This is a genomic window from Bradyrhizobium sediminis, from assembly GCF_018736105.1.
Lineage (GTDB): Bacteria > Pseudomonadota > Alphaproteobacteria > Rhizobiales > Xanthobacteraceae > Bradyrhizobium.
Genome location: NZ_CP076135.1, coordinates 2,644,174 through 2,668,656 on the forward strand (window position 1 = coordinate 2,644,174; position 24,483 = coordinate 2,668,656).

A 24,483-nucleotide genomic window follows, 5' to 3' on the forward strand; every position below is an offset into this window, starting at 1 on the left:
CTCGAAAATCCTCGCGTTTATTCGCCGTTGCCGAAGCGCCGCGACCACCAGCCGGCCTTGCGGGGCTGGGTGTCGGTCGTCGTTTCAGCGGCGTTCTGCGCCGGGGCCGGGGCCGGCGGTTCGGGCTGGCTGTGGCTGACGGGCGCGGGCGCTTCAGGCTGGGCGTTGATCAGGAAGCTCACCTTTTCGCGCACGGTCGAACGCCGGCGCGCGGCGGCCCGTTCGGCCTCCTGCGCCGTCTCAGTCTCGGCAGAAGCCTGAGCCGGCTCCGGCTGAGCGCGTTCCGCAGGTTGCGGTTCGGGCGCCGGCGCTTGCGCAACCGGTTCGGATTGAACGACCAGCGGGGCTGGCCCGGCTGAATATCCGTCGAAATCGGCAACCGCGTTGCTGACCTCGGGGGCCGACCTCGGGCCGAGTTCGTCCGCGATCGATCCGACCAGACCGTCTTCCGGTCCGCCGCGCCGGCGGCGTCCGCCGCGGCGTCCGCGACGGCGTGGCCGGCGCTCGCCGCCCGGCGCCTGATCGCCGCGCGCAAGACCGGGCTGTTCGTCGGACTCGTCCTCGTCGATTTCGCCTTCGTCCGTGACGGCAGCGGCAACCGCGGCCGCCTCAAACGGGACCCGGATGCTATCGCTGTCATCGCGCGCAGGCCCGCCTTCACGCGGCTCGCCGGAACGGCCACGCCGCCGCCGCCGACGCTTGCGCCTCGGGCCGCCATCCGCCTCGCTGCCGGTCTCTTCGCCGGCGGCTTCATCGGTGAGCCCTTCGGTCTCGTCGGTCTCGATTTCGGATTCGGTTTCGACGTCGAACACCTCCTCCTCGTCGAAGGCTTCCTCGGTCTGCGGCGGGAAGGCTGCGACCTGCGCCGCCAGCAGCGCCTTGGCGGCTTCCAGCGTATGCACCTGTTCGCCGCGGTCGATGATGAACGACTGTTGGCCGCTCACCGAGGGATCGGCGACCACGGCCAGCGCGACCTTGAAGCTGTTTTCGAGATCGCGCAGATGGCCGCGCTTGTGGTTGAGCACGTAAAGCGCCACTTCGGTCCGGGTGCGCACCACGAGATTATGGGTGGCGCCCTTCATCAGGATTTCCTCGATGCCGCGCAACAGTTGCAGCGCCACCGACGATACCGACCGCACATGGCCGCTGCCGCCGCATTGCGCGCAGGGCTCGGTCGAACTCTCCAGCACGCTGGCGCGAATGCGCTGGCGCGACATCTCGAGCAGGCCGAAATGCGAGATGCGTCCGACCTGGATCCGCGCGCGGTCCTGGCGCAGGCAATCGGACAGCTTGCGCTCGACCGAACGGTTGTTGCGCTTCTCGTCCATGTCGATGAAGTCGATGACGATCAGGCCGGCGAGATCGCGCAGGCGCAATTGCCTTGCGACTTCCTCGGCAGCCTCGAGATTGGTCTTGAGCGCGGTATCCTCGATGTGGTGTTCGCGGGTCGAGCGTCCGGAATTGACGTCGATCGAAACCAGCGCCTCGGTCTGGTTGATCACGATGTAGCCGCCGGATCGCAACTGCACGGTCGGCGAGAACATCGCATCGAGCTGGCTCTCGACGCCCATCCGCGAGAACAGTGGCTGGCCGTCGCGATACTGCTTCACCGCCCGCACGTTCGAGGGCATCAGCATCTTCATGAAATCGCGGGCTTCCTGATAGCCGGCTTCGCCGGCGACCTGGATTTCGTCGATTTCCTTGTTGTAGAGGTCGCGCAGCGAGCGCTTGATCAGCGATCCCTCCTCGTAGACGAGGGTCGGGGCCTGCGACTTCAGCGTCATGTCGCGCACGGTTTCCCACATGCGGATCAGATATTCGAAGTCGCGCTTGATCTCCGGTTTGGTGCGGGAGGCGCCCGCGGTGCGCAGGATGATGCCCATGCCCTCGGGCACGTCGAGATCCTGCACCACTTCCTTCAGGCGCGAGCGATCCTGCGCCGAGGTGATCTTGCGGCTGATGCCGCCGCCGCGCGCGGTATTGGGCATCAGCACGGCGTAGCGGCCGGCCAGCGACAGGTACGTCGTCAGCGCCGCGCCCTTGTTGCCGCGCTCTTCCTTGACGACCTGCACCAGCATCACCTGGCGGCGCTTGATGACTTCCTGGATCTTGTACTGGCGGCGCGGGCGGAAGGCGCGCTCCGGCACTTCTTCCATGACATCGTCGCCGCCGACGGATTCGACGACTTCGTCTTCGGCGTCCTCGCCTTCGTCCTCGTCGTCGTGATGCTCGTCGCCACCGGCGGCAGCATGTTCCGCCTGATCCGACGCGGCGGTCTCGCCGTCAGCGTGTTCGGCGTGGGGGGCGTCGTCTGCATAGGCCGCGTTTTCGAGCGCGTGCGCTTCACGATGCGCGTGCTCTTCTTCATCTTCTTCGCGAACTTCTGCCGCGGACGCCTCGACGGCAGCCGTATCGGGCAGCGTTACCGCGGCCAGCGTCTCGCTGGCGTGGGTCTCGGTGCCCCGGTCCTGCGCGTGATCGTGCTCATCGGGGGCATGTTCATGTTCATGTGCATGATCATGACCTTCATGATCATGATGCTCCGCATCGTGGTGATGTTCGGCGTCGTGCGCGTGGCCGTCTTCGGCGTGGAAGCTTTCGCCGTGTTCCTGGCCTTCAAGCGGCGGAGCGACCTGCATCAGGTCGGGGCTCGCGCTCTCCACGATCTCGCTCTGGACCCGCTCGCCATTGCCGCGGCGGCGCGAATTGCGGTGCCGCGGACGGCGGCGGTTGGAGCGGTTCTCGCTCTCTTCCTCGGCCTCGCGATGGGCGCGCTCGTCGGCTTCGATCAGCGCCTGACGGTCGGCGACCGGAATTTGATAGTAGTCGGGATGGATTTCGCTGAAGGCGAGGAAGCCGTGGCGGTTACCGCCATATTCAATGAAGGCCGCCTGCAGCGACGGCTCTACGCGCGTGACCTTGGCGAGGTAGATGTTGCCGCGAAGTTGCTTGCGCTGGGCGGTCTCGAAATCAAACTCTTCGACGCGATTACCGCGGACTACAACGACCCGGGTCTCTTCCGGGTGGGTAGCATCGATCAACATTTTGTTGGGCATTTTGGAACTCATGACGGCGGCGGGCGCGTGTTTCCGTGAGCGCGTATCGCGCCGCCGGGTGACGCGACGGTCCACCTGATTCGGGGGTGAGGGGAAGGCCAAAACGCAACCCGGGGCGCCACGCCGAACGGGATCGCATCGGAGCAAAGCGACGTGCCGAGCTTGCGCTCCGCGTCGTCGCGGTTTCTCCATGGATCTTGGTCGGCAACACAGTCTGGCGCATCAAGCGTCGGCCCGTCTGAACACGTGGGCGGCAGGAAGCGCCGCCTTATTTTCTGTCGCTGACGACCCGGCGCGGCGCCAAAGCGCTCGCCGGCCATCGCATATCGGACCGAGTGCGGTCCGGATAATCAGTCATGCCGTGTCTGAAGCCGTCCCTGGAACAAGATGGTAACCTGGGACCGGACGCCGCTCGGGCTCGAAACCGCCGCTCCTTGTCAGCCGCGCGCTGCGCTGGCCGTGGAGGGATCGGAAAGACGCTGGAATCCTCTGATATCAGAGAGTTCCGGCGCTGCACCGGGAGGCTGAACGCGACACAACCGGGAGTTTTAGCCGTCAGCCCCCTATACATACGTTGATTGGGGCCCGCGTGCAAGGGAAGCGTCACAGCATGGCAACACCCGGTCTTATTCGTTGTAAGCGACTTAAGCTCTCGTTAACCCTGTGGTTTTAATGCGATAAGAAGGCTGCTCGGAGGCATGGATTCGTTGGCGAGCCGCGCAAATCATTGTGTTTTGCAGGGTCGGGCGCTGTTGTGCGCCGCAGCATTGCTGTGTTCGGTTCCCGCCATCGGCCGTGCCGCAGAGGGCGAGGCGCCGAATCCCACCGCAGCCTCGAGCTTCCCGATCGCCTCCGATGTCCGGCTGGCCGGCGACGCCAGGCAAACCCGCTTCGTTCTCGACCTCACCCGGCCGATCCAGTTCCGAGCCTTCGCGCTGGCCGATCCCTATCGGGTGGTCGTGGACATTCCCCAGGTCAGTTTTCAGCTTCCCGCCGGGGTCGGCACCGCCGGGCGCGGGCTGGTCAAGGCCTTCCGTTATGGCTTGGTGATGCCGGGCGGCTCGCGGATCGTGTTCGACCTGACCGGCCCGGCCAGAATTGCCAATTCCTACGTGCTGGAGGCCGCCAACGGCCAGCCGCCGCGGCTGGTGCTCGAACTCGAGCAGGTCGACCGCACCACTTTCGTGCAGTTGCTGGCGCCCGAAAGCCGGCCCGAGCTGAAGCCCGCGATCGCCGACGCCAAAGCCGCCGTGCCCACTGAGGCGGTCAGCGCGCCCAAGCCCGCTGCACCGGCGGATTCACGCCCCTTGGTCGTGATCGATCCCGGCCACGGCGGCATCGACAATGGCACCCAGGCCAATGGCGCCATGGAAAAGGAGCTGGTGCTGGGATTCGGGCTGGCGCTGCGCGACCGCATCGAGAAAACAGGCAAATACCGGGTCGTGATGACGCGCACCGACGATACGTTCATTGCGCTCGCCGACCGGGTCAAGGTCGCCCGCAACGCGTCGGCGGCGCTGTTCGTGTCGATCCATGCCGACGCCTTACCGCGCCGAGAAGGCGACGCGCAGGGCGCGACGATCTACACGCTGTCCGACAAGGCCTCCGACGCCGAGGCGGAACGGCTGGCGGAAGCGGAAAACAAGGCCGACGCCATCGGCGGGGTCAACCTGACCGAAGAGCCGGTCGAGGTGGCCGACATCCTGATCGATCTGGCGCAGCGCGAAACCCGCACCTTTTCAAACCGCTTCGCGCGCCTCCTGATGGGCGAGATGAAGACCACCGTGCGGATGCACAAGCACCCGCTGAAATCCGCCGGCTTCAGGGTTCTCAAGGCCCCGGACGTACCGTCGGTTCTGGTCGAACTCGGTTATGTCTCCAACAAGGGCGACCTCCAGCACCTGGTCTCGGAGAACTGGCGCAACCGCACTGTCGGATCGATGGCGCAGGCGATCGACGCCTTCCTTGCCAAGCGGCTGGCGACGGCGGGGCCGGCCCACTGAAAAGCGCGCCTCCGTGGCTGGAAGCCCTAGTTTGGCCACAGCGGCGGCACTATAAAAAACCACCGCGAGGGCGTCGGAATCGATCTAAATTCCCTCCCGGCCAACGTATTATCTACCTGTGCGAGACGGCAGATCGCCGCGCCGGTGTATTTGCTGAGGAAAGCGCCGGCTGTTGCGGCGCAAGGGTTGGAACGGAACTTCGATAATGCGCTTGCTGGTGCGGTTCATGGGTTTCTTGTTCGCCGCCGGAACCGTCGTGTTCCTGGTCGGCGTCGCCGCCGTGGCGGGGCTGATCTGGCATTATTCCAAGGACTTGCCGGACTATTCACAGCTTCAGGATTATGAGCCGCCGGTGATGACGCGCGTCCATGCGTCGGATGGTGCGCTGCTCGGCGAATATTCCAAGGAGCGCCGCCTCTATCTGCCGATCCAGGCGGTGCCGAAGCTGGTCATCAACGCGTTCCTGGCCGCCGAGGACAAGAACTTCTACGAGCACGGCGGCATCGACTTCACCGGCATGGCGCGCGCCGCGGTGCTCTATGCGCAGAATTACGGCTCCAACCGCCGGCCGCAGGGCGCTTCCACCATCACCCAGCAGGTCGCGAAGAACTTTCTTTTGACCAACGAGGTGTCGTTCACCCGCAAGATCAAGGAAGCCTTGCTGGCGATGCGGATCGAGCGCACCTATTCGAAGGACAAGATCCTCGAACTCTATCTCAACGAAATCTATCTCGGCCTCGGCGCCTACGGCGTCGCCGCCGCTTCGCTGGTCTATTTCGACAAATCGGTGAACGAACTCACGGTTTCCGAAGCCTCCTACCTGGCGGCGCTGCCGAAGGCGCCAGCGGCGCTGCATCCGGTGCGCAACCGCGACCGCGCCGTCGAGCGGCGCAACTATGTCGTCGACCGGCTGTTGGAAAACGGCTGGATCAAGCAGGCCGATGCCGACAAGGCCCGCAAGGATCCCTTGACCGTGACCAGCCGCAGCAACGCCGCGCACATCTTCGCCGGCGAGTATTTCGCCGAGGAAGTCCGCCGCGACGTGTTCGAGCGCTACGGCGAGAAGAAACTGTATGAAGGCGGGCTGTCGGTACGGACCACGCTCGATCCGAAGCTGCAGGTGATGGCGCGCAAGACCATGACCGCCGGCCTCGTGAAGTTCGACGAGGCGACCGGCTACCGCGGCGCCATCAGCAAGCTCGATATATCCGGCGACTGGGGCGTGAAGCTCGCGGACGTCAAGTCGCTGTCGGATATCTCGCCGTGGCGGATGGCGGTGGTGCTGGAGACCAGCGATCAGTCGGCTCGAATCGGTTTTCAGCCCGGCCGCGAACTGGGCGGCGCCGTCGCCAAGGAACGGCAGACCGGAATCATCACGCTCGATGGCGTGCGATGGGCCAAGGCCGCCTCCGGGCCGACGCGCTTCAAGACGCCGACCAACGTCGCCCAGGTGCTGGCGCCGGGCGACGTCATCTATGCGGATCCGCTGATCGCCAAAGAGGGCAATATTGTCGAGGGCCAGTACCGGCTGCGCCAGCTGCCGGAAGTCTCCGGCGCGATGGTGGTGATGGATCCCTGGACCGGCCGTGTGCTGGCGATGGTCGGCGGCTTCTCGTTCGACCAGAGCCAGTTCAACCGCGCGACCCAAGCCTACCGGCAGCCGGGTTCGTCGTTCAAGCCGCTGGTGTACTCGTCGGCGCTCGATAACGGCTATACGCCGTCCACCATCGTGGTCGACGCGCCGATCGAAATCGACCAGGGGCAGGGTGCGGGCGTCTGGCGCCCGGAAAACTATTCGACCGGCAAATATTATGGGCCGACCACGCTGCGCAATGCGCTGAAGCGCTCGCTCAACACGGTAACGGTGCGGCTGGCGCAGGACGTCGGCATGCCCCTGATCGGCGAATACGCCAAGCGCTTCGGGGTCTATGACGAGTTGCCGAACTATCTTTCCTATGCGCTCGGCGCCGGCGAAACCACCGTGATGCGGATGGTGACCGCCTATTCGATGTTCGCCAATGGCGGCCGGCGCGTGAAGTCGACGCTGATCGACCGTATCCAGGATCGCTACGGCCGCACCATCTTCAAGCACGACGCGCGCGAATGCCGCGGCTGCGACGCGCCCGGCGGCTGGAAGAACCAGTCCGAGCCGCAGCTGGTCGATCGCCGGGAGCAGGTGCTCGATGCCATGACGGCCTACCAGATCACCTCGATGCTGGAAGATGTCGTGCAGGGCGGCACCGCAACCGTGGTGAAGGAAGTCGGCAAACCGATCGCCGGCAAGACCGGCACCACCAACGACGAGAAGGACGCCTGGTTCATCGGATTTTCGCCGGATATCGTGGTCGGCATCTATGTCGGCTACGACAAGCCGCGCAATCTCGGCAAGGGCGCCACCGGCGGCCATCTGGCGGCCCCGATCGCCAAGGATTTCCTCAAGCTCGCGCTCGCCGACAAGCCGGCGATCCCGTTCAAGGTTCCCGCCGGCATCAAGCTGATCCGCGTCGACTCCAAGTCCGGCATGCGCGCCGGTCCGGGCGGCGGCGGCATTCTGGAAGCCTTCAAGCCGGGCACCGCGCCGCCGGATAATTACAGCGTCATCGGCGTTGCCGATGCGGACGGCCGCACCCTGATGGCGCCGCCGGACGCCGGCAATATCATGCTTCCGGGAACCGGCAGGCTCTACTGAGCGCGCGTCGCGGCCCGGGAAAACCCCGGAAACAGGCCTCACGCGATTGCGCTTTGGCGCAGTCGCCGCTACATCCCACCATCGTTGCCAAATGCGGCTTGCGCCGCAGGTCAGAGAAGAGAACATGCGCGCCGAAGTCGAACGCCTCGTTGAAGAGATCAAGCAGTCAGTCGGGCTGCTGAGGAGGCATCTTTGACGTCGATGCATCCACGGCGCGTCTGGCCGAGCTGAACAAGCTCGCCGAAGATCCGAATCTCTGGAACGATCCCCAGAAGGCGCAGAAGCTGATGCAGGAGCGCACCTCGCTGGAGGATGCGCTTGGCGGCATCGGCAGGGTCGAGCGCGAGCTCGAGGACAATATCGGCATGATCGAGCTCGGCGAGGCCGAGAACGATGAGGGCGTCGTCTCCGAAGCCGAGAATGCCCTGAAAGCCCTCAAGAAGGAAGTCGCCCGCCGCGAACTCGAAGCCCTGCTGTCGGGCGAGGCCGACCGTTTCGATTCCTATCTCGAGGTTCACGCCGGCGCCGGCGGCACCGAAAGCCAGGACTGGGCCTCGATGCTGCTGCGCATGTACACGCGCTGGGCCGAGAAGCACGGCTTCAAGATCGAATATCTGGAAGAGACCCAGGGAGAAGAAGCCGGGATCAAGTCCGCCACCATCCAGATCAGCGGTCACAACGCCTATGGCTGGCTCAAGACCGAAGCCGGCGTGCACCGGCTGGTGCGGATATCGCCGTTCGATTCCAACGCGCGCCGGCACACCTCGTTCTCGTCGGTCGCGATCTTCCCGGTGGTCGATAACAGCATCAAGATCGATATCGCCGAGTCCGACGTCCGCGTCGACACCATGCGCTCGGGCGGCGCCGGCGGCCAGCACGTCAACAAGACCGAATCCGCGGTCAGGCTCACGCACATTCCGACCGGGGTCGCGGTGGTCTGTCAGGCCGGCCGCTCCCAGCACAAGAACAAGGCGCAGGCCTGGGATATGCTGCGCGCGCGTCTCTACGAGATCGAGTTGAAGAAGCGTGAGGAGCAGGCCGCCGCCGACCAGGCCGCCAAGACCGATATCGGCTGGGGCCACCAGATCCGCTCCTACGTGCTGCAGCCCTATCAGATGGTGAAGGACCTGCGCACCGGCGTGCAGACGTCGGATACCTCAGGCGTGCTCGACGGCGACCTCGACGAGTTCATGGCGGCAACCCTGGCGCAGCGCGCGTTCGGAACCGCCCCCGCCGCGGTCGAGGATGTGGACTAGCCGATGGCAACGGTCGCCTTCATCGGTTTGGGCCGCATGGGCCACGGCATGGCCGGCCGCTATCTCGACAACGGCTTTGCGGTCGCCGTGTGGAATCGGAGCAAGGCGAAGGCGGAAGACCTGATCGCGCGCGGCGCGCGATGGGCCGCGTCGCCTGCGGATGCCGCTGAGGGCGCCGACGCCGTCGTGACCATGGTCGCCGACGACGCGGCGTCGAAGGCGGTGTGGCTCGGCAAGGACGGCGCGGCCTCAGCCATGAAGCCGGGCACCCTGGCGATCGAATGTTCCACGGTGTCGTACCAGCACGTGCTCGATCTGGCGCGGCAACTGCGGGGCCGCGGCCTCGTCTACATCGATTGCCCAGTGACCGGCCTGCCGGAAGCGGCGGCCAGCGGAAAACTGACGTTGCTGGTCGGCGCCGAGCCTGCTGATCTGGAAAAGGCGCGCCCCTTTCTCGCGCCGCTGTGCACGACGATCCGGCATTTCGGCGCGGTCGGCGGCGGCACGGTCTACAAGCTGATCAACAATCTGATGGGCGCCGTGCAGATCGCAAGCCTCGCGGAAGGCATTGCGATCGCCGAGCGGGCCGGGCTCGACATGAACCTGGTGGCGGAAGCGATGGCGACCGGCGCGGTTGCAAGTCCGCAGGTGATCCGGCATTCGAGGCGGATGGTGGCGCGCGATTTCTCGGGAGCCTCCTTCACCGCGGCGCTGCGCCACAAGGATGCGGCTTACGCCGTCGCGCTGGCGGAGACGCTGCTTCCTGGCGTCCCCGTCAGCCGCGCGGCGCTGGCGGCCTACGACGAGGCCAAAGCCCATGCGCCCGACGACGACGAAGGCAGGATGATCGAGATCGTGTCGCGGCCGAAATAGGCGGGGCGCAGCGGGCATGCCCGGAAACCGGGTGGCCAAGGATCCGGATTCTGCGGTAAGCGTCGGCGCAATCGCAGACATGAGCCGCAAATGACCTCCAACGACCATCGGATTGATGCCCGCGACTGGTCGCTGCTTGCCGTGTTGTCGGTGCTGTGGGGCGGCTCGTTCTTCTTTGTCGGCGTCGTGATCCGGGAATTGCCGCCACTGACGGTGGTCCTGCTGCGGGTGGCGCTCGCGGCACTCATTCTTTTGCCGATCCTGTGGGCCTATCGCACAGGTTTCCCCAAGGGGCTGATGGGCTGGAGACCATTCTTCGTCATCGCGCTGCTCAACAACGTGTTGCCATTCTCCCTGATGGTCACCGGACAGATCTATATTTCCAGCGGGCTGGCCTCGGTTGTGAATGCGACGACGCCTTTGTTCACCGTCCTGGTAATGGCGGCCGCCGGTGACGAAAGACTGCATGCCCGGCGCGTCGCCGGTGTCGTGATCGGCCTGATCGGGGTCGCCATTCTCCACGGCCAGCACCTCGGTTTCGGCAGCGGCCAGGGTTTTGGGATTCTGCTCTGCCTCGCTGCGGCCTTCAGCTACGGACTGTCGGCGCTGTATGCGCGGCGCCGGCTGTCGGACTCGCCGCCGCTGGCGACCGCGACGTTCCAGATGCTGGCGTCCACGGCGATGATGATCGTGATCGCCGGCGTGTTCGAGCGGCCTTGGCAACTGCCGATGCCTGGAACGGCGACCTGGCTGGCGCTGCTCGGTCTTGCGGCGTTGTCGACCGCGCTGGCCTACATCGTGTTTTTTCAGATCCTGCGGCGCTCGGGCTCGACCAATGTCATGCTGGTGACGCTGCTCATACCGGTCACCGCGATTTTTCTCGGCTGGCTCCTGCTGGGCGAGAGCATCTCGCTTGCCGAAATCGTCGGCGCGCTGGTGATCGGCAGCGCGCTGCTGGTGATCGACGGCCGCGTGTTCAATCTCGTCAGCGGCGTTGCTTCCACTCCGAAAGCCACCCCGTAAACCGGCCGCTGTCGCGTTCGCCGCCATGCCAGGCGGCGTACACCGCGCCGTCATCGGCCACCAGCAGCACCGCGTCGAGGCCCTTGGAACGGCGCAGCGTGTCGATCGCCTGTTGCGGCGTCTGCGCGATCGGGCCTGCGACATTGAACGAGGTATTGACCGAGATCTCGACGCCGATGCGGCGGCCGAGCGCTTTTAGATAGGCGTAGGTGAGGGGATCGTCCTCTTCGCGCACGATCTGGATCCGCCCGGTGCCGTCGGCATGAATCACTGCGGGGATCTTCGCGCGCGCGGGCGGCTTCGAGTGCGCGGTCAGCACCATGTAATTGTAGGCATTGTAGTTGCCGTCGGAGGCGCCCTCGTGCAGTTCGAAATATTCGCGCGCCGCTTCCAGCGTCGCCATCGGCGCCAGCGGGCGGATCGCCTCGCGGTATTTGACGCGCTCATTGAGCCGTTCGCGCGCGTCGGGGGCGCAGGGGTTGGCGAAGATCGAGCGATGGCCGAGCGCGCGCGGCCCGGTCTCGGCCGCGCCCTGATAGAGCGCGATGATGCCGTCATGCGCCACCATGAAGGCCATCAGATCGGCGATCGCGTCGCGTCCATCCGGCGTCGAGATGTCGCCGATCCGCAGTGACGCGACGTCGCCGGCCTTGAGCGCCGTCGCGATGTCCTGCTCCTTCGGCGGCAAGCCGCAGCAGAAGGCATGCGTCATGGGTGCGCCGCGTGGCGCGCCCGCGAGATGGGCCAACAGCCAGGCCGCGCCGATGGTGACGCCGGGATCGCCCGGCGTCGGCGGCACCCACAGGTGCAGGCGGGCCTTGCGCTGCTGCGCCTGCGCGAACCAGGCGTCGTCGAAATGTTCGAGCAGCCGCATGTTGCCGACCGCGTTCAGCGCCACGCCGCCGGTCAGCACCAGCCGCTGCGCACCGGTCTGGCGCAGCAGATGATCGATGACATGGATCAGGGCGTCCTCGAACACCAGTTGGGTGGCGGCGGCCTTGTCGAGGCGGTCCCGGGTGTCGGGCCGGTGCTCGATGTCCTCGACCCGCAGCACCGCGTCCGGATTCCAGAGCTGGTCGGGTTTGAGCGGTTCACCGAGAATATCGATCAGCGGCGCCTTGTAGGGATGCTCGAACGGGTCGCAGTACCAGTTGGCCATGGCACGATTCAGCCGGATCTCGCCATCCGCGCCAAGATCGAGGACCTCTCTCAGCCGCGCGTAATAGGGATTGCTGGCGCGGTCCATGTCGCCCCAGGCAGCGGCGCCCATGTAGCGGCCCTCGCTGGAGAGCCAGGTCCAGCCGCCCTGCGTCGATGAAATCACGCTGTAGAAGGCGCCGAGCGAGTCGAACATGCTGTCGTTGCAATAGAGCGGCCGCATCGCGCCGTTTTCGGCGACGTAGAGCGAGATCGAGCCCTTGTCGCCGGTGCCGTCGAGCACCGCGATTGCGACCGGCTCGCCATCACCGGCGAAGGGCGACGCCGCAAACGAAAACCAGGCATGGTTGTCATGGTGCGGCAGGCAGATCAGCGGCACACGTTCCGGCAGTCCGAGCTGTTTCGCAAGGATCTTCGGCGTGCGCGTCATCTGGTCGAGCCGGCGGCCGTCGAAGCCGGCGGCCTCGGTGGTGCGCAACAGCTTCAGGCTCTGCGGCACCTCCTCCAGCACCGAGCGGGCAATGGTGCCGGCCAAGGTCGGGTAATCCCAACTGGTGAGCCAGGCGTCGATATTCCCGATATCGCGGCCCATCGCGCGCAGCGTTGCGACCATCGCGTCGATCGAGGTCCGCGGATATTCGGTGGTGTGCTTGTTGCCGGAGAAGCGCTCTTCCTCGTTGTTGACGATCAGGCGCGGGCCATCGGCCCGCGTCACCTCGACCAGCGCGACGCCTGAATTGTGCGTGCCGGGCGGCCCCAGCCCGGCCAAATAGACTGTCTCGCCGCGCTGCAGCTTTTCGCGGACCCGCGCCACCCGCTCGTTGGCGAACTCCGAGCCGAGCTGATGGAAGCCGGCGGCTGCGAACAGCTGCGCGCTGAGCCATCGCGCGGCGCGAAATCCGGCATTGCCGAGTCCGGGATGTCGCGGACCAATTCGCTTGTTCGGTGGGCTCAACGGCGGGCCTCGGGGCGCAGGGGAATGTTTGTGACGCATCAATCATAATTGGAGCGGCGCAACAATGGCTGTTTCATCCGGCGGAATAAGCCGGCGCTTGCGTGCGCGGGTCTGACTTGCGACACTTCAGCCAATGAAAGTCACAGGGGGAATAAACGATGCTGGATCGCGCGATACGTGTTGTCGCCCTGACGTTTATTGCGGCCGCCGCGTTGACGACGGCAGCAACCGCACAGAAGAAATACGATCCCGGCGCCAGCGACAGCGAAATCAGGATCGGCAATATCATGCCCTACAGCGGTCCGGCATCCGCCTATGGCACCATCGGGAAGGCGCAGGCGGCCTACTTCAGGAAGATCAACGATGAGGGCGGCATCAACGGCCGCAAGATCAACTTCATCAGCTATGACGACGCCTTCAGCCCGCCGAAAGCGGTGGAGCAGGCGCGCAAGCTGGTGGAGAGCGACGAGGTGCTGCTGATCTTCCAGTCGCTCGGCACCCAGTCCAACTCGGCCATCCAGAAATACATGAACGCCAAGAAAGTGCCGCAGCTCTTTGTCGCGACCGGCGCCACCAAATGGGGCGATCCGCAGAACTTCCCCTGGACCATGGGCTGGCAGCCCAACTACCAGAGCGAGGGCCGCATCTACGCCGCCTACATCCTGAAGAATTTCCCGAACGGCAAGATCGCGGCGCTCTGGCAGAACGACGACGCCGGCAAGGACCAGATGAAGGGCTTGCGCGACGGCCTCGGCGACAAGGCCGGCATGATCATCGCCGACAAGTCCTATGAAATCGGCGATCCCACCATCGACTCGCAGATCGTGGCGTTGAAAGATTCCGGCGCCGATATCCTGACCACGTGGGCGGCGCCAAAGGGGGCGGCGCAGGCGATCCGCAAGGTCGCCGAACTCGGCTGGAAGCCGGTTTATTTTATCGGCAACGTCTCGACGTCAGTGGCCACCGTGCTCAAGCCGGCCGGTATCGAAAATGCGAAGGGCATCATCTCGACGGCTTACATCAAGGATCCGACCGATCCCCTGTGGAAGGACGACCTGGGGATCAAGACCTGGCTGACCTTCATGGACAAGTATTTCCCCGATGGCGACAAGACCAACAACAACAACGTCTATGGCTACGCCACGGCGCAGACCATGGTTCAGGTGCTGAAGCAGTGCGGCGACGATCTCACGCGCGAAAACGTGATGAAGCAGGCCGCCAGCCTGAAGGGATTTACCAGCGACGTGCTGTTGCCCGGCATCAGTATCAACACGAGTCCGAACGATTACTTCCCGATCGAGCAGATGCAGCTGATGAAATTCAACGGCGCCAGCTGGGAGCTGTTCGGTGAAATCATTACGGGTGAGGTCGGCCACTAGAATCGGCGGCTCGGGCGGGCAGTTGGGCCTGCGGCTCTAGCCTGCGCTCAGCCGCACGCCGGCGCGCAGAAATTTCTGCGGGTCGACCGCGTCGCCGTCGATCCGGGTTTCGTAATGCAGATGCGGTCCGGTCGAGCGGCCGGTCGAGCCGACCGCGCCGATCACCTGGCCGATCTTGATGTGATCGCCGACCTTGACGTTGATTTCCGACAGGTGGCCATAGCGGGTCGACAGACCATTGCCGTGGTCGATCTCCACCATGCGGCCATAGCCGCCCATCCATCCCGATGTCACCACTTTGCCGCCCGCGGTGGCGCGTACGGGGTCGCCCGATGCGGCGCGGAAATCGAGGCCGGTGTGCATGGCGGGACGGCCGAGGAACGGATCGCTGCGGACCCCGAAGCCGCTGGTGAACTCGACTTCGCCGATCACCGGCTTGCGATAAGGCACCAGCGAGAGCGTGCGGTTCAGGCGATCCACCTGGGCGCGGGTGCTGTTGATCCGGTAGAGCTGGCGCTCGAAGGCGCCGGCGTCAGGAGGAAGTTTGACCGGAACGAAGGGGCCGCCGACGGCGGCGCGTGGCGCTGCGGCTTCGAGCTGCGCCATGTCGAGACCGAGATCGGAAATCACCCCGCGCATCCGGCGAACGCGCGATTCCATGCCGTCCTCGACCGAGGAGAGCGCCGCCATCTGGCGCCGCTCGACCTGGTCCAGCGACGTCTGCAAACGCACCAGAACGTTGTCGAAGCCCTGGACTTTGGCGAACTGGTTCGGCTGCGCCTTGACGGTGACCGGCGCGCGCGATTCCAGCCGCGCCTCGCGATCAGGCGGCGCCACGAAGATCACGGTATCGCTGATCGGGTTTGGTTTTGGCGTGCCTGAGGACGCCGCGTCGCCGGAGGCGCCGCGCGCCGGCGGCCTGATCGAACCGGTGACCGCGACGTCGGGCATCGCGCCGAGCGCGGTGGCGCGCGATTCCAGCGTGGTCTGGCGGCGCATGATCTGGTCGAGCTTCTGGTCGAACTGCTCCTGGTCGAGCAATTGGCGGCTGGTGGTGCGGTCGACCCTGGCGCGCAGTTCGGCGATCCGGTCTTCATAGGCGTATTGCATCTCCGCCTGGCGGGCGATCAGTCGGGTGAGCACGTCGTCGCGGAAGGCGAAATAGGTCGCGGTCGCCGCCGACCACATGCCGAGTACGGTCACCGTGCCGACCACGATCCAGAACGCCACCGGGCCAAAGCGGACCTGCTTGCCGGCATGGACGAGGGTATAGCCGTCCTGACCGCGGGACGCCGCCGCGACCGCCGCACGACCGGCCGCCGCGCGGCGAGGGGACGGCCTGGCGTGGTCATGCGGATGGTGTTGGGGATACTCGGAATAATGTCCGGAACGATGCGACATCAGCACTCCCGCGCCGGTCGGAGTGGGGTTCCGTACGGCCTCTTTTGCAGGGGTGATTTGACCGTCTCATGGTTAATTTTTAGCGAATGGAGCCGGACAAATTAGAGCGCACGCACGGCTGCGAGCACCTCGTCGGCATGGCCGTCGACCTTCACATTGCGCCAGACCTTGAGGATCCGGCCATCGGCCCCGAGCAGAACCGTGGTGCGAACAATGCCCAGGAAGGTCCTGCCATACATCGATTTTTCGCCCCAGACGCCATAGGCCTCCAGCATCTCGTGCTGCTCATCCGAAACCAGAGGAGTGGCAAGCCCGTGCTTGTCGCGAAAGGCTTCCTGGGCCTTGAGCGGGTCGGCAGAGACGCCCAGCACCGCGGTCTGGTGTTCGGCAAAGGCGCTCGACAAGCGGGTGAAGTCGATCGCCTCCTTGGTGCAACCCGGCGTGTCCGCGCGCGGATAGAAGAACAGCACCAGTTTCCGGCCCCGGTAATCGGCGAGCGAGACGGTGTCGCCGCCGTCGCGGGGAAGGCGGAAGGCGGGCGCCATTGCCCCCTCGGTCAAGCCGGACGCGCGCGACGTCGGCGCCGCAGGCTTGGCGGCGGGCGCTTTCGATGCCGCCGCGGTCCGCGCGGGCGAATCGGCCGGGACGGTCTTCCTTAACGGTTTCGAGGGGGCCTTATGGGATGATTTCGCTGAAGCGGCGCCATGTGGTTTGCCCGCGGCCTTGCCCGATTTTCCGGCGGCCGCCTTGCTGGTCTTCGCGGAAGGCTTTTTGGCCGATGCCTTGGCCGACGTCTTGGTCGATGTTTTGGCCGATTTCCCGGACTTGGCGCGGACCGCCCTTAGTGGCGGGGTTTTGGGGGATTTCTTGCGCGTTTTCTTGGACATACGCCTTCCTTTCGTCGCTTTCGGCGGATCAATCATTGGGGTATTGCGGGTGTTGTCCGGGCAAGCGGGATACGGTCCGACTGCTGGGCAAATCCGACGACCCCGGAGTATGGTTAAAGGGAATTCGAGGCACCACCCGTCCGCTCGTTCAATGTGCTCCTTGGGCCCGGTGACGAGTAACAGTATTAATCGAGGATTGGCAGCGATGCCGGCACGGGAGCGCTCGTTACGTGTGGACGAGCGCGGTCTTGGCGGCGATCAATCTTACAATCAGCGCCAGCACCGAGAGGCAATGGCAAGAAATACGTCGCCCAAGGGATCGAATCCGCGTGCTGACGTCCAGCCCTCGCAGTGGGATGATGCCGGTTGGGATCAGGACCAGGACGAGGCGGCGGGCTATCGCGCGCGCCGGCTGTTGTCGCGGTCGAACTCCGGCTTTCACCGGTTAGGCGATCGCGTCGGGAGCTTCCGCCGGTGGATCGCCGGCGAACGCTGGGTCAAGCGCCTTGCCGTCGTCATTGCGGTCTTGCTGGTGATCTTCGCCGGCTGCTTCGGCGGACTGTGGTGGCGGCTTGGCGCCGGGCCGATCAATCTCGAGATGGCGACGCCGTGGCTCGCATCGGCGATCGAGGAAAATATCGGCCACAGCAATACGGTCGAGATCGGCGGCACCCAGATCGAGCGGGCGGGGCGGATCCGCATCGCGGTGCGTATCCGAGATATCATCGTTCGCGACCGCGACCGCGCCATCGTGGCCAGCGCGCCGAAGGCCGAGGTGAAGCTTTCCGGCACCGCGCTCCTGATGGGGCGGCTTCGTGCCGAAAGCCTCAATCTGGTCGATGCCGAACTCGCGGTGCGCATCTCCCCGGACGGCACCGTGACGGTTTCCGCAGGCGACACCGCAAAGCCACTCGCCACCGGCGTGGCTTCGAAAAAGGACGCAGGCCTGGCGCCGACCTTTCCGAGGCAAATCCCGGGAGCGCCGCAGCCGCTCGGAACCGTTGCGCCACTGCCGCCTGGCGCCCCATCTGCGCCCGCTCCGGACAGCACGCAGAGCGGCCTGCTTGCCGGCCTCGACTGGCTCGACAGCCTGAGCCTGACCGGACTTGACGGGCAAAACCTCAACGAGATAGGCCTGAAGAACGGGAACCTCGTCGTCGACGATCAGCAGCGCGGCAACAAATGGACGTTCGAAAACATCAGCCTCAGTCTGCGCCGGCCGAGCGGCGGCGGGGTGGCGCTGAGCCTGGGCGAAGAGGGCGCGCGTGCCTGGTCGCTTCGCGTGGTGGTCGGACCTCCCGCCAACGGCGTGCGATCGGTCGACATCCGCGCCGACAAGGTACCGACCGCCAATATCCTGCTGGCGATGCGGGTGAAGGACCTCACCTACAGCGCGGACTTGCCGCTGTCGGGCGAATTGAAGGGCGAACTCGGCCGCGACGGCCTGCCGACCTATTTCCGCGGCAAGGTTACCGCCGGCGCCGGGCACATCATCGACAGCGACACGCCGGATTATCCGATGGCGATCGACTCGGCCGACGTCAACGTCGAATGGGATTCCGGACGGCGCGTGCTGGTCGCTCCCTTCAAGATCATTTCCGGTTCCAACCGGATCACGCTGCTGGCCCATCTCGAACCGCCGAACGGCAGCATCGCCGATTGGCAGCTGGGATTTTCCGGCGGCACCATCGTGCTGGCGGGTTTGGAGAACGAGCAACCCCTGATCTTCAATCGCATCGCCATCGGGCTGCGCTTCGATACCGACAGGAAACGCGTGCTGCTGACGCAGGCCGACATCAGCAACGGCGAAATCGGCATCGCCGGAACCGGCAGCGTGGACTATTCGGGCGAGGCGCGCCTGACGCTGGGTTTCGCGGGTACGCCGATGTCGGCGTCGGCGCTGAAACGGATGTGGCCGATCCTGATCGTTCCGGAAGTGCGCGAATGGGTAATCGAGCGTATCGAACGCGGTTCGCTGCAGCGCATCGAGGTCGGCGTCAATTCGCCGGTCCGAAACCTGTCGCGCCGGGGACCGCCGATCCCCGATGACGGTCTTGCCGTCAATATCGTCGCAACAGGCGTGACGTTGCGGCCGGTGGATGAAATGCCGCTGGTGCGCGATGCCGATCTGAAAGCCCGCGTCACCGGCCGCACCGCGACCGTGACCATCGGGCAGGCGGTGTCCGATACGCCTGCGGGGCGCAAGCTCAACATTACCGACCTCGTATTCGAGGTGCCGGATATGGCGCCGAAGCCCGCGCCGGCGCGGGTCAAGTTCCGGATCGACGGCCCGGTGCCGGCCGCGGCCGAAATTCTCGCCTCCGATCGGCTGAGCGAGTTTTCCGGCACCCTGATCGATCCCAATCTGAGCAAGGGGACGATGTCCGCCGTGGTGACGCTCGGGTTGCCGATCAAGCGCGAACTGACCAAGGCCGACACCACCTATTCCATCACGGCCGATCTCGGCGGGTTTGCCGCCGACAAGCTGGTGATGAACCAGAAGCTCGAAGCCAGCACGCTGAAAGTGACCGCCAACAATGCCGGCTATCAGGTCAAGGGCGACGTCAAGATCAACGGGCAGGCGGCCTCGCTGGATTATCGCAAGCCGAGCGAGGGCGATGCGGATGTCAGATTGCAGGCGACCCTCGACGATGCAAGCCGGGCGCGCCTTGGTCTCGACCTCGGACCAGCGGTCAGCGGGGCCCTGCCGGTCAAGCTGATCGGCAAGATCGGCGGTCCTGATCGCGAAAGCCGTCTCGGTATCGAGGCCGATCTGACTGCGTTGAAACTCGACAATATCCTGCCGGGCTGGGTCAAATTGCCGGGCAAGTCGAGCCGCGCGGTGTTCAACGTCGTGCAGAAGCCGCAATCCACCCGGCTCGAGGACATCGTCATCGACGGCGGCGGCGTATCGATCAAGGGCTCGCTCGAGGTCGACCAGAACAGCGACCTGATCAGCGCCAACTTCCCGACCTATTCGCCCTCCGAAGGCGACAAGAGCTCGCTGAAGGCCGAGCGCGCCCCGGATGGCACGCTGAAAGTGATGATGCGCGGCGACGTGTTCGACGGCCGCGGCTTCCTCAAGTCGGCCATTTCGGGCAAGGACGCCGACGCCAGGAGCAAGGCCAAGAGCGTCGATCTCGATGTGGACGTGAAACTCGGTGCGGTGGCCGGCTTCAATGGCGAGGCGGTGCGCAGCGTCGATTCCAAGCTATCGCGGCGCAACGGTGTGATCAGGAGCTTTACGCTGAGCGGCAAGCTTGGCCGCGACACGCCGCTGACGGCGGATCTGCGCGGCCGCGCCCAGGGCCGCGAGGTGATCTATCTCGAGACCAACGACGCCGGCGCATTTTTGCGATTCACCGACACCTACTCCAAGGCGGTCGGCGGCCAGCTCACCCTGGCCATGGATCCGCCGACGGCCGATCCCGGCCCGCGCGAGGGCTTAATCAACGTCCGCGACTTCGCCATCAAGGGGGAAGCTTCGCTCGATCGCGTGGCCGCCGGCGGGACGGCCGGCCCGCAGAACGGCGTTTCTTTCTCGCGAGTGCGCGCCGAATTTACCCGGCAGAACGGGCAGCTCAAGATCCGGGAGGGCGTCCTGAAAGGCCCGATGATTGGCGGGACCATCGAAGGCAGCATCGATATCCCCGGCAACCAGGTGCGCATGAGCGGCACCTTCGTGCCGATGTACGGGCTGAACAACATGTTCGGCCAGATTCCGATCGTCGGCCTGTTCCTCGGCGGCGGCAGCAATGAGGGGCTGATCGGGGTGACCTACGAGATCGTCGGCACGCCCGGCGCGCCGGTGCTGCGCGTCAATCCGATCTCGGCGATGGCGCCCGGCGTGCTCCGGAAGATTTTTGAATTCGGCACCGGCAGGCAGAACAACCCGGTGGAGTTTCCGAACAGCAACTGATCGACGTTTCGTCGGCTAGCGCCGTAGCGCCGGCACCACCAGGAACGGGATCAATCCCAAGACCACATTGACCAGCGCGAACACGATCAGCCAATTGTAGCTGTGGGTCCAGTCATGGATCAGGCCGCCGCTCCACGAGCCCAGTCCCGAGCCGAGCCCGCTGCCGATCGAGATCGTGCCGTAGATGGTGCCGACCCGCTCGCCGCGAAAGATGTTGAGCGCGGTCGCCGTGATCAGGGGCCCGCGTGAACCGATCATGCTGCCGAAGCATATGACGAAGCCCGTCAGCAGCCAGTAGTTCGGATAGTATTGAATGAGCCACAGCAGGATGATCCCGACGATGGAAACGCCGTAGCTGAACAGCACCGAGGGCCTGCGGCCGATGATGCCGTCGAGCGTGGAGATGCCGAGCATGCCAACCAGCGTCAGGATGCCGGAAAAGCCCCAGGCGGTCGCCGCCTGCAGCGGCGGAAAGCCGGCGTCGATCAGGTAGGCGACGATCTGCGCCGTGATCGCGTACATCGCGGCCGCGGTGAAGAAGAAGGTGCAAAACAGCGCCCAGAAGGCGTGGTGGCGTATCGCGCTCCCAAGCGTCCAGCCGTTGTCGACGAAACCCGCATCGGCTTTCCTGGCGATGTGCGGGGAGCCGGTGGCGAACAGCCGCCACGGCAGCACCAGCAGCGGCAGCAGCAGGCACAGCGCCGCGATACCGAACAACTGGTAGGCGTCGCGCCAGCCGATGTGGTCGATCAAGACCTGCGACGCCGGCAGCAGCACCAGGATGCCGGCGCCGGTTGCGGAATACAGGATCGCCATCGCGGTCGGCAGCCGCGGGCCGAACCAGCGGCCGAGCAGGATCGAATTCGGCACGTTGCCGATCAGGGCGATACCGAGGCCGACGCACAGCCCGACGCTCAACTGGACCTGCCAGAGATGCTGTGCATGTGACGCGATCAGGAACGCGGCTCCGAGCAGCAGCAGTCCAAGCGAGTAAACCATGCGCGGCCCGGAGCGGTCGAACAGACGTCCGACCAGCGGCGCCGTCAGTCCGCCCGCAAGCCATGTCAGCGAATAGACCGAAACCACCTGGGCGCGGTCCCAGCCGAAATCCTCAGAGATCGGTTTGAGAAACACGGTGAAGCTTTCGCCGAGACCGCGGCCGAGCACCGACAGTGCAAAGCACAGCGCCAGCACATTCAACGCCACGCGCGCCGGCTTCGGCGGCTGGGTCGGCGTATCCTCCCGTGGCGTATTCTTGTCCATATCAGCAGGGAGCGCGTTTCCGCGGCTCCGAGCAAGCGCGTAAAGCGAATGCGCCTATGCAGGCTTGAGCAGGACGTGGCGCTTCCGGCCGAGCGACAGCTTGATGACGCCTTCGGGGGTGAGGTCCTTGGGCGCCAGCATCATCTTCTCGTCGCTGACCGCGATATCGTTGACGCGCAGGCCGCCGCCCTTGATCTGGCGCCGTGCCTCGCCGTTCGAGGCGACCAGGCCCGCCTTGACGAACGAAGCCAGCACGCCGAGCCCGGCCTCGAGTTCGCCGCGCGGAATTTCGACCCGCGGCAGGTTTTCCGCGATCGCGCCTTCCTCGAAGGTTTTTCGCGCGGTTTCGGCGGCCGTGCGGGCCGCCTCCGCGCCGTGCAGCAGCGTGGTCGCGGCGTCGGCGAGCGCCTTCTTGGCTTCGTTGATCTCGGCGCCCTGCAAGGCGGCGAGCCGCCCGACTTCGGCGAGCGGCAGCGTCGTGAACAGTTTCAGGAATCGCGGCACGTCGGCGTCCTCGGTGTTGCGCCAGAACTGCCAGTATTCGTAGGGGCTCTTCATGTCGGCGTTGAGCCAGACCGCGCCGCTGGCGGTCTTGCCCATCTTCTCGCCCGACGAAGTCGTGATCAGCGGCGTGGTCAGCGCGTGCAGCTGTGGCGTGCCCATGCGGCGGCCGAGATCGATGCCGTTGACGATGTTGCCCCACTGGTCGGAGCCGCCCATCTGCAGCCGGCAGTCGTAGCGCCGGTTCAGCACGGCGTAGTCATAGGCCTGCAGGATCATGTAGTTGAATTCGATGAAGCTCATTTCCTGGTCGCGCTCGAGCCTGAGCTTGACCGAGTCCATCGCCAGCATGCGGTTGACCGAGAAATGCCGGCCGATATCGCGCAGCATTTCGATCCAGTTCAGTTTGGTCAGCCATTCCGCGTTGTCGGGCATCACGGCGTCGTGCTTGCCCTCGCCGAAGCGCAGGAACTTGGAGAACACCTGCTTGATGCCGTCCTTGTTGCGCTCGATGTCTTCGATCGAGAGGATCTTGCGGGTTTCGTCCTTGCCGGAGGGATCGCCGACCCGGGTGGTGCCGCCGCCCATCAGCGCGATCGGCTTGTTGCCGGTCTGCTGCAGCCAGTACAGGCACATGATCTGCACCATCGAGCCGACGTGAAGCGAGGGCGCCGTGCAGTCGAAGCCGATATAGGCGGTCAGTTCGCCCTTGGCCGCCAGCGCATCCAGCGAGCCCGGATCCGAGATCTGATGAATAAAGCCGCGGCTCTGCAGCACATTGAGAAAATCAGATTTAAATACAGTCATTTGTGTGCGACTCTGATCATGCTTGCTTCACGGTATCTGCACGGGTTTGCGGAACCCTGTCGGATTAGGCTGCCGCAGGCCGGCGCGCTGTGGCATTATAAGATGTGCTGGTTTGACACAAGGTTTGACACCAGCGGGCGTCGAGGGCAGGGCGTCACGACATGGCAATGATGCTGACGGCACTCGGTCTGATGAGCGGCACCTCGCTCGACGGGGTCGACGTCGCCTTGATCGAAACCGACGGCCGGCGGGTGAAGTCGATCGGCCCATCCGGCTACCGGGCCTACACGAACCAGGAACGTGGTCTGTTGCGCCAGGCGCTGACGGAGGCCGTCCACCTGCCGCAGCGCGATGCCCGGCCGGGCATCCTGCGTGAGGCCGAGCGCGCCGTTACTTTGGCCCATGCCGAGGCGGTCGCCGCCTTCAACGCGCAGCACCGCATCTCCTGCCAGGACATCGATATCGTCGGCTTTCACGGCCAGACCGTGCTGCACCGGCCGGCGCAAAAGATGACCGTGCAGATCGGTGACGCAGCCGCGCTGGCCAGGACCATCCATATTCCCGTGATGCATGATTTTCGCGCCGCCGACGTCGCCGCCGGCGGGCAGGGCGCGCCGCTCGTGCCGGTCTATCACCGCGCGCTGGCCCAATCGCTGGAGCGCGAGGGCCCGATTGTCGTGGTCAATATCGGCGGCGTTTCCAACATCACCTATATCGACGGGCCGGATATCCTGATCGCCTGCGATACCGGGCCGGGCAACGCGCTGCTCGACGATCACATGTTCCGCACCATGAGCCAGTCGTTCGACTGCGAGGGCCGCATGGCGGCGCAAGGCGCGGTGGATGTGCCATGGGTCATCCGCGCGCTGGAGCATCCGTTCTTTGCGCTGCCGCCGCCGAAATCGCTCGACCGCAACGACTTCGCTTCGCTGGTGCTGCGCGACATGTCTCCGGCCGATGGTGCTGCGACCCTGACGGCGTTCACGGCGGAAGCCATCGCCCGGATCGTGCCGCTGCTGCCGAAGGAGCCGAAGAGCTGGATCGTCGCCGGCGGTGGTGCCCGCAACCTCACCATGCTGCGGATGCTGCGCGAGCGGCTGCAGCCCGCCACCGTCGAGCCCGCCGAGGCGCTGGGCTGGGCGGCCGACGCCCTCGAGGCGCAGGCCTTCGGCTTCCTGGCCGCCCGCGGCCTGAAGGGCCTGCCGTTGAGCTATCCGACTACCACCGGCGTGCCGATGCCGATGACCGGCGGGCTGATCGCGCGACCGTGATCAAGATGCAGGTGCATTGGAATTTAATTCCATGCAAATGCA

At 65.3% G+C, this 24,483-nt stretch carries 14 protein-coding genes; 8 read left to right on the forward strand and 6 right to left on the reverse strand.

Annotation, left to right across the window (positions count from 1 at the left end; genetic code table 11):
• Positions 1–17 precede the first annotated feature (17 nt).
• Positions 18–3,056, reverse strand: coding sequence for an Rne/Rng family ribonuclease (locus tag KMZ68_RS12580; protein WP_215616060.1), 3,039 nt, complete (start codon positions 3,054–3,056; stop codon positions 18–20).
• Between the two features lie 707 nt (positions 3,057–3,763).
• Here KMZ68_RS12580 and KMZ68_RS12585 point away from each other — a divergent pair.
• From KMZ68_RS12585 to KMZ68_RS12605, 5 genes are all read left to right on the forward strand, one after another.
• A complete protein-coding gene (locus tag KMZ68_RS12585; RefSeq protein ID WP_215616061.1) occupies positions 3,764–5,059 on the forward strand; it encodes an N-acetylmuramoyl-L-alanine amidase in 1,296 nt (431 codons plus the stop codon).
• 205 nt (positions 5,060–5,264) lie between these two features.
• Positions 5,265–7,748, forward strand: a complete 2,484-nt coding sequence (locus tag KMZ68_RS12590) for a penicillin-binding protein 1A (RefSeq protein ID WP_215616062.1) — start codon at positions 5,265–5,267, stop codon at positions 7,746–7,748.
• Positions 7,749–7,872: 124 nt separating this feature from the next.
• Positions 7,873–9,004, forward strand: a protein-coding gene (prfB, locus tag KMZ68_RS12595) for a peptide chain release factor 2 (protein ID WP_215616063.1) whose coding sequence is annotated in 2 segments (ribosomal slippage) — positions 7,873–7,941 and positions 7,943–9,004 — 1,131 coding nt in all. Because the reading frame shifts where the segments join, the coding sequence is not laid out codon by codon here.
• A 3-nt stretch (positions 9,005–9,007) separates the two neighbouring features.
• The gene (locus KMZ68_RS12600) at positions 9,008–9,877 is read left to right on the forward strand and encodes an NAD(P)-dependent oxidoreductase (protein WP_215616064.1); all 870 of its coding nucleotides are present in this window, start codon (positions 9,008–9,010) and stop codon (positions 9,875–9,877) included.
• 90 nt (positions 9,878–9,967) lie between these two features.
• Positions 9,968–10,900 carry a DMT family transporter gene (locus KMZ68_RS12605; RefSeq protein WP_215616065.1) on the forward strand — a complete coding sequence of 311 codons (933 nt, stop codon included), beginning with the start codon at positions 9,968–9,970 and terminating at the stop codon, positions 10,898–10,900.
• On the opposite strand, the gene KMZ68_RS12610 is transcribed toward KMZ68_RS12605, so the two are convergent.
• On the reverse strand, positions 10,863–13,013 hold the full coding sequence (locus KMZ68_RS12610; protein WP_215616066.1) for a carbamoyltransferase C-terminal domain-containing protein: 2,151 nt from the start codon (positions 13,011–13,013) through the stop codon (positions 10,863–10,865). The genes KMZ68_RS12605 and KMZ68_RS12610 overlap by 38 nt on opposite strands.
• Positions 13,014–13,171: 158 nt before the next feature.
• Between KMZ68_RS12610 and KMZ68_RS12615 the strand changes: the two genes are divergently transcribed.
• Entirely contained in the window at positions 13,172–14,392 is a 1,221-nt protein-coding gene (locus KMZ68_RS12615; protein ID WP_215616067.1) for an ABC transporter substrate-binding protein, read from the forward strand.
• A 36-nt stretch (positions 14,393–14,428) separates the two neighbouring features.
• On the opposite strand, the gene KMZ68_RS12620 is transcribed toward KMZ68_RS12615, so the two are convergent.
• Both KMZ68_RS12620 and KMZ68_RS12625 read right to left on the reverse strand, forming a co-directional pair.
• Entirely contained in the window at positions 14,429–15,793 is a 1,365-nt protein-coding gene (locus KMZ68_RS12620; protein ID WP_215616068.1) for a M23 family metallopeptidase, read from the reverse strand.
• Positions 15,794–15,894: 101 nt separating this feature from the next.
• Entirely contained in the window at positions 15,895–16,680 is a 786-nt protein-coding gene (locus tag KMZ68_RS12625; RefSeq protein ID WP_215616069.1) for a peroxiredoxin, read from the reverse strand.
• A 205-nt stretch (positions 16,681–16,885) separates the two neighbouring features.
• On the opposite strand from KMZ68_RS12625, the gene KMZ68_RS12630 reads away from it, so the two are divergent.
• Entirely contained in the window at positions 16,886–20,599 is a 3,714-nt protein-coding gene (locus KMZ68_RS12630; protein WP_215616070.1) for an AsmA-like C-terminal region-containing protein, read from the forward strand.
• A gap of 15 nt (positions 20,600–20,614) precedes the next feature.
• On the opposite strand, the gene KMZ68_RS12635 is transcribed toward KMZ68_RS12630, so the two are convergent.
• Together KMZ68_RS12635 and tyrS are read right to left on the reverse strand one after the other, a co-directional pair.
• On the reverse strand, positions 20,615–21,862 hold the full coding sequence (locus KMZ68_RS12635) for an MFS transporter (RefSeq protein WP_215616071.1): 1,248 nt from the start codon (positions 21,860–21,862) through the stop codon (positions 20,615–20,617).
• Between the two features lie 54 nt (positions 21,863–21,916).
• Positions 21,917–23,170, reverse strand: a complete 1,254-nt coding sequence (tyrS, locus tag KMZ68_RS12640; protein ID WP_215616072.1) for a tyrosine--tRNA ligase — start codon at positions 23,168–23,170, stop codon at positions 21,917–21,919.
• Positions 23,171–23,337: 167 nt separating this feature from the next.
• Between tyrS and KMZ68_RS12645 the strand changes: the two genes are divergently transcribed.
• On the forward strand, positions 23,338–24,441 hold the full coding sequence (locus KMZ68_RS12645) for an anhydro-N-acetylmuramic acid kinase (protein WP_215616311.1): 1,104 nt from the start codon (positions 23,338–23,340) through the stop codon (positions 24,439–24,441).
• Positions 24,442–24,483 lie beyond the last annotated feature (42 nt).

Excerpts from the sequence above, each read along its gene's own strand:
- KMZ68_RS12580 (WP_215616060.1), bottom strand. The coding sequence starts at position 3,056 with ATGCCCAACAAAATGTTGATCGATGCTACCCACCCGGAAGAGACCCGG.
- KMZ68_RS12625 (WP_215616069.1), bottom strand. The coding sequence starts at position 16,680 with ATGTCCAAGAAAACGCGCAAGAAATCCCCCAAAACCCCGCCACTAAGG.
- KMZ68_RS12630 (WP_215616070.1), top strand. The coding sequence starts at position 16,886 with ATGCCGGCACGGGAGCGCTCGTTACGTGTGGACGAGCGCGGTCTTGGC.
- KMZ68_RS12605 (WP_215616065.1), top strand. The coding sequence starts at position 9,968 with ATGACCTCCAACGACCATCGGATTGATGCCCGCGACTGGTCGCTGCTT.
- KMZ68_RS12620 (WP_215616068.1), bottom strand. The coding sequence starts at position 15,793 with ATGTCGCATCGTTCCGGACATTATTCCGAGTATCCCCAACACCATCCG.
- KMZ68_RS12615 (WP_215616067.1), top strand. The coding sequence starts at position 13,172 with ATGCTGGATCGCGCGATACGTGTTGTCGCCCTGACGTTTATTGCGGCC.
- KMZ68_RS12590 (WP_215616062.1), top strand. The coding sequence starts at position 5,265 with ATGCGCTTGCTGGTGCGGTTCATGGGTTTCTTGTTCGCCGCCGGAACC.
- tyrS (WP_215616072.1), bottom strand. The coding sequence starts at position 23,170 with ATGACTGTATTTAAATCTGATTTTCTCAATGTGCTGCAGAGCCGCGGC.
- KMZ68_RS12635 (WP_215616071.1), bottom strand. The coding sequence starts at position 21,862 with ATGGACAAGAATACGCCACGGGAGGATACGCCGACCCAGCCGCCGAAG.
- KMZ68_RS12600 (WP_215616064.1), top strand. The coding sequence starts at position 9,008 with ATGGCAACGGTCGCCTTCATCGGTTTGGGCCGCATGGGCCACGGCATG.
- KMZ68_RS12645 (WP_215616311.1), top strand. The coding sequence starts at position 23,338 with ATGATGCTGACGGCACTCGGTCTGATGAGCGGCACCTCGCTCGACGGG.